Here is a 12129-nt window from a genome sequence, read left to right on the forward strand (position 1 = left end):
CCTGAGAAAGGTCTTAATCCCAATCTACTGTATCAAAAGAGACAGCCCAAGCATCTTCTACTTTCACTTTAATTCCGCGTGCAGTAGGCTGTCCTCCACTGCTAAAGGTTAGCCCACGAACATGATTAATGCCATTCTTTACAATCTTCAATGCCGTGAATGTATGTTCAGCCAGTATGGTTTCATTTGCACCCAAAGCCGTCATAGTGACCTTAAGCTTTCCTTCTTGTGCTTTAGGAAAGGTGTAAATGGAGAATGACGAGGCTGCTTGATGTGCAGCATTCTCAATGGTTCTCACTTCCGTCTGATGCGAATTAACACAACCCACCCCTTGAGTTGCATCTAAAGTACTGCTACCTCCTGTGTATGTAAAGCGCAGATGAGTAATCTTTTCGGGGATAGGGTCATCGACATGAAACTCTACTTTGGCCACACATCGCTCCAGAGTTATCGACGTTTCCATATTACTATTCACATGCAAACTCTCATGATAGAGGAAAGTATCTGTTAATCCTCCTTCAAATTTCACTTTATCTGCATGCGCCAAAGAGACATTTTTAGTTCCACTATGACCGATAACAACCAGCAGATAGTCACCCTCTGGAAGATTAAAGTTAAGTGTTCCAAAGTTTTTATCACCCTTTTTTTGGTTGATTACATTTTGTTTTACTCCGTCCTTATATACAGCTGCATTCAAACATGAACACACCTCATCAATATCTACAAGTGCCCTTGACTTAGCACCAGCAACGGCTTTCTCACCAACTCCAACAGTTACACTCACTCGGAAGCCCTTTTTCTTGGTTTGTCCTCCGTCTAAAATAGGTTTTTCACAAGCCGATACGACCACCAAAAGGGCAAGAATAATGCCCCAGAACATTTCTTTTCTCATGGTAAATAAGGTTTTTATTTTAATAAATTCAATCTATATCCTACAGTAAAGGTAAAGCAACGATTTTTTGCATCCAAGGTCTTTTCTACTTTAGATAGGCTAAACAGGTAGCGCGCTTCCATCACAACATTGGCATATTCATACGAGATACCAACAGGAATCGCTACATCTGACGATGCGAAAAGGCCTTTAATACTCTTACTTACATGCTTGGCGGGATCATAAACGGCACCGCCATCTGCACCAACAACAAAGTTAGTGACATCATATTTCGCCCTTGCCTCTAATAGAAATGAAGGTTGTACTCCAGCCTTTACAGCCAATCCATCTGCCAAATAGATACCAACCAACACAGGAATCTGAATGTAATGTAAACCCAAAGCGGTGTTAGAAAAGCCTGTATATGAGCCTGCCTGCCCATGCACTTCGTTACTAACATCTTTGTAATGGCAGCCTTGAAGGGAATAAAGAGCACCTAAAGAAAGACTACATTGTGACTGAAATTGATACTCAAACTCAGCCCCACCTGTGAATCCTGCCCTATAATTTGAAGGCACATCAAGGCTTGTTCCCGTTACATTAAAAAGCTTATTGCCATGAGAAATATTGGCAAGTGAGAGACCAACCTTTGGCATAACTGTCAACGACCCAACTTTCTTTTGTGCAGAAACATTCAATACAAAGAAAGCCAATAAAGATAAAAAAAAGAGGCGTTTCATAATAATGAACTTTTATTATGTAACGCCCTAAGTTAGAATTTATTGTATAAAATTCTGTGATTTTAAGCCTTTATAATGATAAAAAGCCGCAGCTCTTAGATTGCATCATAACCTTTTGTACTATTATGTGCCAAAAGGTCTTTTAGATTTTGCTCCTTGAAGCCATGCTCTTTCTGCTCATTATATAGCAGTTCTGCCTCTTCTCGCTCCTCTTCTGAATGTTCGAATGTGATGGAACGATTCTTTAATTCCGCAATTCCCCAACCGAGAAGAGCGACTACAATCAATGCAACAAAAATATATAATCCTGTCATAATGGTTATGATTTAATGGTTTAGTCCTTATTAGCACGCTTACGTTCGAGGTGATCGAGTAAGATTTTACGCATTCGCATGTTCTTCGGTGTCACCTCAACATATTCATCTTCCTTGATATATTCAAGGCATTCTTCAAGCGACATGACTGTCTTCGGAATCACACGAGCCTTTTCATCAGAGCCACTGGCACGCACATTCGTCAACTGCTTGGCCTTCGTCACATTGATAACAAGGTCATTGTCATGCACGTGTTCACCCACAACCTGACCAGCATAGACTTCTTCGCCCGGATCAATAAAGAACTTTCCACGATCCTGAAGCTTATCAATAGAGTATGCATAGGCTGTACCCGTCTCCATAACAATCATAGATCCGTTTGTACGGCGCGTGATTTCGCCCTTATAAGGCTGATATTCTTTATAACGATGAGCCATGATAGCCTCACCCTGTGACGCTGTAAGCACATTCGTTCTCAAGCCAATGATACCACGAGATGGAATCTCAAATGTGATGTTTACACGGTCGCCTTCGGTATCCATGCCTGTAAGTTCGCCCTTACGACGGGTTACCATGTCGACCATCTTACTTGAATAGTCTTGCGGAACATTAATGGTTAACTCCTCTATAGGTTCACATTTCACACCATCTATCTCTTTATAGATAACCTGTGGCTGTCCAACTTGCAGCTCATAACCCTCGCGACGCATTGTTTCTACAAGCACAGAGAGATGCAAAACGCCTCGACCGCTGACAATCCATTTATCAGTTGAGTCTTCAAAAGGACGCACACGAAGTGCCAAGTTCTTTTCCAACTCCTTGTTCAATCGGTCATTGATGTGGCGAGAAGTACAGAATTTACCTTCCCGACCAAAGAAAGGTGAGTCGTTAATTGTAAAGAGCATGCTCATCGTTGGCTCGTCAACAGCAATTGGAGGAAGGGCTTCGGGGTTCTCATAATCAGCAATTGTGTCGCCAATCTCAAACTTTTCAAGTCCTACTACCGCACAAATATCACCACTTTCTACCGTCTCGGCAGGTTTACTTCCCATGCCTTCAAACGTACGAAGTTCCTTTATCTTTGTCTTCTCCTGACTGCCGTCACGATGACAAATCGTAATATTCTGACCATTCTTCAATACACCGCGGTGAACACGACCTACTGCAATACGTCCTGTATAGCTTGAATAATCAAGTGAAGTAATCAGCATCTGCGGCGTACCATCAAGGTGTTTAGGTGCAGGAATGATTTCAACAATCTTGTCAAGCAAGTAATCTATGTTATCCGTTGGCTTCTGCCAATCTCCTGACATCCAACCATTCTTAGCCGAACCATACACTACTTGGAAGTCTAATTGATCTTCAGTGGCGTTGAGATCACACATCAAGTCGAACACCATCTCATACACTTCTTCTGGACGACAGTTAGGTTTGTCGACCTTGTTGACTACAACTATCGGCTTCAATCCAAGTTGTAAGGCCTTCTGAAGCACAAAACGAGTTTGTGGCATAGGTCCTTCGAAGGCATCAACCAACAGCAAGCAGCCGTCAGCCATATTGAGAACACGTTCTACTTCGCCTCCAAAGTCAGAGTGACCCGGCGTATCCAATATATTAATCTTTGTCCCTTTCCAATTAATAGAAACGTTTTTTGAGAGAATCGTTATACCGCGTTCGCGCTCCAAATCATTGGAATCGAGTACTTCTCCGCTGTTATCCTGCCCGTCACGGAATAGCTTTCCGGCCAACATCATCTTGTCAACCAGCGTCGTCTTACCGTGGTCTACGTGTGCAATTACTGCAATGTTTCTAATGTCTTGCATTTGTTTTACCTTAAATTTCCTTATTTCTAATTCGCTGCAAAATTACAAAAAATAACTGATGTAGGCTTCTATATTGATTATGAATAGGTTATGTTACGTGTTAAAAAACGTTACATCAGAAAAAAGTTAGCTTCGCCTCATCTGTTATCTAAACTTTTATTACTACCTTTGCACAGCATTTTCAGAAAATCTGATGCATTTGATCGTGTCACTGTTGTGATTAAGGCAGTACGACACTTGAAGGATGTAATGATGCAAACTCATTTAATCATTTATTTAAAGCTATGTATTTAGACAAAGCAAAAAAGGAAGAAATCTTCGGCCAATACGGCAAGTCAAACACTGACACAGGTTCTGCTGAGAGCCAAATCGCATTGTTCACTTACCGCATTAAGCACTTAACAGAGCATGTTAAGACTAATCGTAAAGACAATGTAACTACTCGTTCACTGACACAACTTGTTGGTAAGCGTCGTGCATTGCTTGATTATCTTTACAAGCGCGACATCAATCGTTATCGTGCTATTGTTAAGGCACTCGGTCTACGTAAGTAAATCGAATCACGAAAAGAAAGAATAAGTAATCCCGTAGCTCGCAAGAGTTGCGGGATTTTCTGTTATCATCCCCCACCCTTACATTCTTTTCAAAAGACAACTCCCTCCTAACTGCATCTAAACAACAAGGAGACTTCATCCACTTTCCTATCATTATCACTCTTTCTTTGCATGAAAACACATCACACAACACATGATTATCATTGATGCTTACAACGAAAACAACATCCATCTAATCACGAAAAACAATACAAAGCAAAGGAATTCATACTACTCTATTATTGACTTCCATGCAACTTTCAATACAAACGATTAAACAAAATGATAGAAACGACCCTGTAAAATGACGGGAATGACAATGTAAAATGACTGAAATCGTGTGGTAATCTCTATCTTTTCATTTTCCCATTTGCCCTATTTTTCATAACAATCTAATAACCAGCAAATTACAAAATAAGCACAACCACAACCAACAAAGAGAAAAAACAGCTTACAATAAGCCTCAACCACCAAGTTCATCAACACTTTAATAGCGTTTCAATTGACGATAACGAATTTCCCAAATATGGTCGAACAGCGGTTGCCAAGCATTATATTCATTGTCATCGGCAGCCTTAATGCTCAGTCCATAGCACTTTGTTCCCGTATCACGATAGCGTTTTAGCTGCGTCAGATAATGGTTTTCAGGCATAGGAATGAGGAAATCGCTCACCACAATCACGTCTGCATTGACATAGTTTCCACGCTCATCATCGAGCAATCTAAATAGTTCATCAAGCAGTTTTCGTGCACTTGTGCCGCCACCGATAAACGGAACATGTCCCTTTTCGACCTTCGGTTGCTCGTGATTAGTCAGACCTGGCACTGATAACTGACGCTGACGACGTAACAGCATCAGGTCAATCGGACGAATAGAAACACTGAAATCAATGAGAAAACAGTCACGATTAAGTTGCTCGGCAGTGTCTTCTAACAGCGCAAGGAGCGACGAAGTGATGCGCTGGGGCAAACCATACATGCTGGCAGAGGTATCAATACATGCGATGATTGGACCGCGACGAGCCGCATGAGTGAAACTAAGTTTGCGTGAAGGATTAGCCATTTCGCTCTTATATCGAAACGTTTGGAGATGTTTTGTCACATATTTATGCATGAACAAATCATTCATTTCATCGTCACTATACTGTGCAAGTTCGTGAGGAAGCAAGGCATTTAAGTCATTACCTACAGTGATTCCTTCGATATCACTGCCGTTAGAATGTTCCATTCTTAGCCTTACTCCAGAAGCTACAGCAAGCCTATCACGCCCATTGTTATCAGCAGTTCGGCCCATGCGTTCGGCGATTTCTTTGATTTGAGGATAGCAATCTTGCACACGAACAACATTCATTTGTCGTTCAAACTCAGTCTCGGTCCATTGTCCATCCATCATTTGCCAAGCCTGAACAGCCTGTTGTTCGACAACATCATGGGTGCGCATGTAACGGGTTACCTGGTCCATCACCAAACGAAGTCCCTTTTCGAAATCTTCTTTTCGGCGCACAATATAGTCTTGACACGTATGAACAAGACTGCGTTCAAGTGCTTTTCGCCAGTCGCTTACAAGCTTTTCCCAATATTCTTGCTGTTGTTTTTCATCAAACATCAGCCTTTCAAAATAGGTTTTATCAAAGCCAAAGTTAGCATATCGAGCCGAAATGTCGTCAAGAAGATTATGAAGTGCTTTACTATCGGCCTTGCGGATAGCACTCCAATCGAGCACCTTCTCCATGCGGTTATATTCAGACCACGCACGCTTTCGCTGGAAATCTTCATAATGAACACACTCCATTACAAACTTACCAACGGATGAATAAAACACCTTGGCACGCAAACGACTGTGCAACATCTGCTGTTGATAGTGACGCTCACGCATGAGTGACAGCAGAAAATCAAGCAGAGGATCATCCTTTTTCAGCCACGGCTTATCATCATCTATGCCCTTTGAAACCACAGGCTCTTGCCCGTTTTGACAAAAATCATAGAGGAGTTTCAGATAGAATGAATGTGAAGCCATTGCTTTTCCGTTTTTATCTACTTGCTTGTTCTAATGCGTAATGAATGCTTGAGCGGTTCTTTTCTTAATGAATCAACCCTCTATCTTCGCTAAATCCTGACGTGTGAATGCAATTTCTTTATAGAAATCGGCAAGATAGTGCTTGATTTCGCGTCGATCATCCTCACTAATAAAAAGACTATCCGACAGAGAACGCTCAATAGCGGCAACGTGTTCGCCGAGGGTTTCAAGTGCTGTGGCATAGTCATCTTGTAACTCTTGCTCTTCCGTTAATGGTAGTTCAAACTCCTTTTCGACTTTACGGAGTTCGAGAGCATAGGCAACCCCATCGATAAACAAATGGTCATCATCGCGTGAAAGGCTTACAGGCCGACTGCCAAGTGGCACTCGGTTGCCATCATTACAACGGATAATAGTTACCTCTTCATTACGGGAGTCGGCATAAAGAACACCAGATGCTGCGGTTGTTCCAATCTCTGGAAGTTGCTGAAAGTCGGAAAGCACAACGAAACTACGACCAGTTTCGTGTGTCGGAAGACGATAATAGAATTTGTTATACGCTTTTTTGTTTGCATCACGAGCACGCTGTGTTGTTGTAGAACGGCGGTATTTGGCTATCATTCTATGGTTGCGTATATCTTCATCAAGCCGTTGTTTGAGCGTAGCAAGTTTCAAAGCGTCTTGCATAAAGATTGTTTTCACAACAAGATGTCGCACGGAATCACGCTCATCTGGCTCTTGCCAAAGGCAGTGATAAACAGGGAGTAAGTCTGCAAGAGAGGCCTCTTTACGATCATGCATAAAGGCAGATGTACGCACAAGTCGGGCGATTTTCTTCCATCTTCTATCGCTAATATAGATGTCACGACGCTCATCTGTGCCCTCAACGGCTATGGTATGTAAGGCACGACGGATATCAACAAGGCATTGAAGTGCAGTGTCGCAGATTGGAATTTCATTGATTTGGCGTGACCATTGTGCATATTCTTCGTTGCGAATAGCGATGCTTTCGTCAGAAAGATGAAAGTCGGTATCGGTTGAAGTGCTTCGAAGCAGGTCAAGGAAGTGAGCTTCTTGTTTGATAGGTTGACACTCCAAACGCAAGAGAAAGCGGTCCCATAACGCCTCAAGTCCCTCGCCACGAGCCGGTAATTCATTGCTTGCCGCAACGAGAAGTTTAAGTGGAAGCGACAGTTCTCGATTGCCATTGCGAAAGAGTTTCTCATTGATGACCGTTAGAAGGGTGTTTTGTATGGCTGGCCCTGCTTTCCAAATCTCATCTAAAAAAACGACATTGGCAGTGGGAAGATAGCCAGTTGTGACACGCTCATAGGTGTCGTTAGCCTTCAACTTGGCAATAGAGACGGGACCAAAGATTTCATCTGGTGTAGAAAAACGTGACATCAGATATTCAAAAGTATGTGCATGAAGGAAGGCAGAAGCCAATCTTCGTGCCACAAAACTCTTCGCTACACCCGGTGGACCAAGCAGAATAATACTCTCACCTGAAAGGGCTGCGAGAAGCGAAAGACTCACTTCGGACTCTCTTTCATAAAGTCCCGTGCTTATTTGTAAAATTAGTTGTCGAAAACGTTGATTCATTTTATACACCTATCTATATCTATGACACTGCAAAGGTAAACAATTTCGTCTTATTGTCCAAATCAGTCATTATCCGTAAAAAATGCAAATCTTGTGGCAATATAGGTAATTAAAAAGTCAAATATAAGTCGTATATTTGCCGATGAAAGGAAAGATATTAGTTTTTTTAGTGGTTAATTTAGTTTTAGTAAGTAATGAAATAAGGTCTGTCGTGATGACAGGTCTTATTTTTTTTGTATAACTTTGTGAACTGAAATATAAGGGAAAAATGAAAAAGATAATATTCTTCATGATGCTTTTACTGCTCAGTAGCAGTATGAAGGCACAAAATGCAGTGAGTAGTACATGTATAAGATATGAGAAACGCCATATCGTTTGCACGAATGATAAAGGCGAAATGAATATCGTAGACTTGGACTTTGAGTGGCCGGAACGATTGTGTTATGTGGCACAACCTGTGCTCTTGCAATATATCAACACGCTTATAGGTGATAGTTGCACACAACTTGACGAGAAAATTCCAGTCATACTATCACGCTATGGTAAACCTTTGACAACGAAACTTGATACGATTCCCGACGATAGTAAGTTCTGTTATGCAACATATTCCGTACATAATGTAGGATTTGATGAAGGTCGTTATATCTCAATGCGTGTAGAAAAGAATATTCAACCGGGAAGAAATTCATCGCAATCCAAGGAACATCAGTTGGAGTTATTTGTCTATGACATTCCCAACCAGCGTATTTTGAAAGGACAAGAACTTATGAAACTAAACAGCATTTTGGCTGATCCCACCGCATCTTATTATATGAGTAACGCGTTGACAGATGGCTTATTGAGCAATTATGCCATTTCCCTTGATGCACAAAAGCTCTATGGTCCTGTGCCCGTTAATGATGGAACGCTCCTCATGGAGGTAGGCGGCGACAATCAAACAACAGTGCAATCAATGATTACTACAGCTCAATGGGTGAACTTTTTGACTTCGAAGATGAAGAAACTACTCAATAGTAAACCAGTCATTGGCACACCAATAATGACACAAGAAGATAATAACGAGGCTGAAGATAGTATGAAAGTATATCGTCAAACTGATGTGCATGCATCGTTCTCTCTAAATGGTCAGTCACTCAGTCAATACATTTCATCTAATCTTCTGTTGCCACCTTATATAAATAAAGAGGTCACTTCGGGCCGTGCTTTGGTACAACTGATTATTGAAAAAGACGGAACTGTGAGTCACATTTCCATTGTAAAAGCAGTATCACCAAGCTTAGATAGAAACATTGTTGCTATGTTAAGACAGATGCCTAAATGGTCACCTGCAATGCAAAATGGCAAAGTTGTGAGAAGCTTCTATTTCATTCCTGTACATATAAGACTTCAATAAGTTTCATTATGTAACTTTATCTGCACCTTAATATCATAATTGATATAAATCAAGGCATTAACATTTACACTTTAATTAAATTGAATTTATATTACAAAATACAAGATTTTAGATTGTAAGGAGTTGTGTTCGATAACACAATCTGATTCAAATCATCACACAAAGGCATTTTCCTAAATCCCCCTTTAAATAGGCATTACAAAACAATCACTTTTTAAACTGAAAGTAAAATACTTGATTTTAATCAAGTTTTAAATTAAAACCACATCTTAAAGTTACGACTATTTTAGCGCAAAAAAATATGTATAAAATAGTGTTAAAAGTTGGTTGATATCGCAATTCTTTTCTATATATTTGCAGCAGAAACAGAATAAACAACCTAAAAATATACAAATATGAAACGAATCCTTTTGATATCAGTAGTAGCAATGATGACTATTACAAGCTATGCTCGCAAACATGTGGCTGAGAATGCAGTCGTTGTAGCAGACACTATCTATTATGCTGCAGACAAAACTACTGTGAACAATAATGATCAAGCAAGTTATTACAGACTATTGATGAAGCAGAATCATGGGGTGACTCAACGCGATGTATTCCAAGATTTCTATATGGATGGAACATTGAAAGCCGAAGGTGAGTACAGCTTTATAGACTTAGGAAACGATGCCAACACTGTTCTTAATGGTGAAGTAACAACATATTACCCTAATGGTAAAGAGAAATGGCATGGTAAATACATGCAAGGCAAGCGCGAAGGTTACTTTACTCTTCACATGCGTGAAGGCGGAATTGCTGTTGTTCAGTTCAAAAACGGAAAGTCTTTACATGACTATTTCACCATCACTCATGCGGATGGAACAATAGAAAAGCGTCCAATTGCAGAACTAAAAGTTTTGATGTAATTCATAAGATTTCTTCTCTTAAATTGTAATTAGATATAAAACAAAAGTCTCTATTTAAACAATAAACATTTTATTAAAGGTCTGCTTCGTGAGAAGCAGACTCTTTTTTTGATACCATAAAAAAGAAATAAGAAGATTGAGGGAAAGTAACTACAAGATGATGAGTTTACAATTAAAAGATAAAGTTTGCTAAACAAACCAACATATAGCTTTATAAAACATTAGAACGTGCCCTATTTGAAGACACGCTCTATAATCTTTTTATTCAAGAATCTGGCGTAACGGAATCATCACAAAATCGCGTTCATGCATTAAAGGATGCGGAATAACAAGGTCGCCATCATTGATTTTCAAGTCATCATAAATCAAAATATCAATATCTATGATTCTATCCGCATACTCTCCAGCTTCAGATTTTGAGGTTCTTCCCATCTTCTTTTCTATCGATTGCGTTGCTTCCAACAATTGTCTCGGTGATAATGGCGTCTCCATACACACGCACATGTTAATGAAGAGATTGGGAGAATCAAATCCCCAAGGTTCCGTTTCAAACAAATCTGACTGACGCACCAACGTTCCTACTATTGATTCAAGATATTGAATAGCATCACGCATGTTGCGTTTCCGGTTACCTATGTTTGAGCCTAAACCCAAATAAATAGTATGTAAGCCTGTGTTTATCTTCTGATCAATCATCAACTATCAATAAAGCATCACCATAACAGCCAAACATATAACCATTCTCGGATGCTAAATTATAACATTCCATAACAGCATCATAGCCTCCAAAGGCCGCTGTTGTCATCAAAAGAGTTGAATAAGGATGGTAGAAGTTCGCCACCATTGAGTCAGCTAAGTGGAAATCATAAGGCGGAAAGATGAACTTATTGGTCCATCCGTCATACTCTTTTAACATCCCATCTGTGCCAACGGCAGTCTCTGTAGCCTTCACAACGCTTACACCGACAGCCAAAACATGGTGTCCTTCACGCTTAGCTTGATTCACTTTAGCACAGGCTTCAGCATCAATCACCATCTGTTCAGAGTCCATCTTGTGCTTCGTTAAGTCTTCAACCTCTATCGAATTGAAGTTACCTAAGCCGCAATGTAACGTAAGATAAGCATCGTGAATACCTCGAATCTCCATACGTTTCATTAGTTCTCGACTGAAATGTAGCCCCGTTGCAGGGGCTGTAACGGCACCTTCTTTCTTCGCAAATACTGTTTGAAAGTCGACCAAATCGTCTGGAGTGGCGTGAGGTTCTGTACGATTATCAATCACATAACGAGGCAAAGGAGCCTCTCCTAAAGCAAAGAGTTCACGCTTAAACTCTTCGTGATCACAGTCATAAAGGAAGCGAAGCGTACGGCCACGACTTGTAGTATTGTCGATAACTTCAGCCACCATAGAACCTGTTTCATCAAAGAACAGTTTGTTACCAATACGAATTTTGCGTGCAGGTTCAACCAAAACATCCCAAAGTCGCATCTCCTGGTTAAGTTCTCTCAGTAAAAACACCTCTATCTTAGCATCCGTTTTCTCCTTCGTTCCATAGAGACGAGCCGGAAAAACCTTTGTATCATTGAAAATAAAAGTATCACCTTTATCGAAATAGTCAAGGATATTACGGAAATCAAGATATTCTCCTTCAATAGGATTTCCGTCAGCATCTTTCTTGAACATATCTATCTGACCCGACCGTTTGTGTAAAACCATCAGTCGACATTCGTCACGACGCGTTACTTGGAAACTTCCTTTGGTACCATCTTCGTTCTCAAATACACGCGTGAAACTATGAGGATAAAGGGCAACTTGCTCCTTAGCCAGATTAAATTTGAACTGTGATAACTTCATATATTATTTATCTAAT

The 12129-nt window shown here is 40.4% G+C and carries 11 protein-coding genes; 3 read left to right on the plus strand and 8 right to left on the minus strand.

The window, feature by feature from the left end:
- Positions 1-13: 13 nt before the first annotated feature.
- From HMPREF9420_RS05460 to typA, 4 genes are all read right to left on the minus strand, one after another.
- Positions 14-892, minus strand: a complete 879-nt coding sequence (locus HMPREF9420_RS05460; protein WP_007134490.1) for a FimB/Mfa2 family fimbrial subunit — start codon at positions 890-892, stop codon at positions 14-16.
- Between the two features lie 14 nt (positions 893-906).
- Entirely contained in the window at positions 907-1611 is a 705-nt protein-coding gene (locus HMPREF9420_RS05465) for a porin family protein (protein WP_007134491.1), read from the minus strand.
- Positions 1612-1706: 95 nt separating this feature from the next.
- On the minus strand, positions 1707-1925 hold the full coding sequence (locus tag HMPREF9420_RS05470) for a hypothetical protein (protein WP_007134492.1): 219 nt from the start codon (positions 1923-1925) through the stop codon (positions 1707-1709).
- A 20-nt stretch (positions 1926-1945) separates the two neighbouring features.
- Positions 1946-3748, minus strand: a complete 1803-nt coding sequence (typA, locus tag HMPREF9420_RS05475) for a translational GTPase TypA (protein ID WP_007134493.1) — start codon at positions 3746-3748, stop codon at positions 1946-1948.
- A 284-nt stretch (positions 3749-4032) separates the two neighbouring features.
- Here typA and rpsO point away from each other — a divergent pair, with 284 nt between their 5' ends.
- On the plus strand, positions 4033-4302 hold the full coding sequence (rpsO, locus tag HMPREF9420_RS05480; RefSeq protein WP_007134494.1) for a 30S ribosomal protein S15: 270 nt from the start codon (positions 4033-4035) through the stop codon (positions 4300-4302).
- 526 nt (positions 4303-4828) lie between these two features.
- Here the strand turns inward: rpsO and HMPREF9420_RS05485 are convergent.
- Both HMPREF9420_RS05485 and HMPREF9420_RS05490 read right to left on the minus strand, forming a co-directional pair.
- Positions 4829-6358 carry a vWA domain-containing protein gene (locus HMPREF9420_RS05485; protein WP_007134496.1) on the minus strand — a complete coding sequence of 510 codons (1530 nt, stop codon included), beginning with the start codon at positions 6356-6358 and terminating at the stop codon, positions 4829-4831.
- Between the two features lie 72 nt (positions 6359-6430).
- Positions 6431-7960, minus strand: a complete 1530-nt coding sequence (locus tag HMPREF9420_RS05490; protein ID WP_007134497.1) for an AAA family ATPase — start codon at positions 7958-7960, stop codon at positions 6431-6433.
- Between the two features lie 268 nt (positions 7961-8228).
- Here HMPREF9420_RS05490 and HMPREF9420_RS05495 point away from each other — a divergent pair, with 268 nt between their 5' ends.
- On the plus strand, positions 8229-9353 hold the full coding sequence (locus HMPREF9420_RS05495; protein WP_007134499.1) for an energy transducer TonB: 1125 nt from the start codon (positions 8229-8231) through the stop codon (positions 9351-9353).
- 395 nt (positions 9354-9748) lie between these two features.
- Positions 9749-10258 (plus strand): toxin-antitoxin system YwqK family antitoxin, encoded by a 510-nt coding sequence (locus HMPREF9420_RS05500; protein ID WP_007134500.1) that lies wholly within the window; start codon positions 9749-9751, stop codon positions 10256-10258.
- 261 nt (positions 10259-10519) lie between these two features.
- Here the strand turns inward: HMPREF9420_RS05500 and folK are convergent, their stop codons facing one another.
- Positions 10520-10954: a 2-amino-4-hydroxy-6-hydroxymethyldihydropteridine diphosphokinase gene (gene folK, locus HMPREF9420_RS05505; protein WP_007134501.1), complete on the minus strand. Its 435-nt coding sequence runs from the start codon at positions 10952-10954 to the stop codon at positions 10520-10522.
- Positions 10947-12113, minus strand: coding sequence for a tRNA preQ1(34) S-adenosylmethionine ribosyltransferase-isomerase QueA (queA, locus tag HMPREF9420_RS05510; RefSeq protein ID WP_007134502.1), 1167 nt, complete (start codon positions 12111-12113; stop codon positions 10947-10949). The genes folK and queA overlap by 8 nt, the downstream gene beginning before the upstream one ends.
- Positions 12114-12129 lie beyond the last annotated feature (16 nt).

Source organism: Segatella salivae DSM 15606, assembly GCF_000185845.1.
GTDB classification, from domain to species: Bacteria; Bacteroidota; Bacteroidia; order Bacteroidales; family Bacteroidaceae; genus Prevotella; species Prevotella salivae.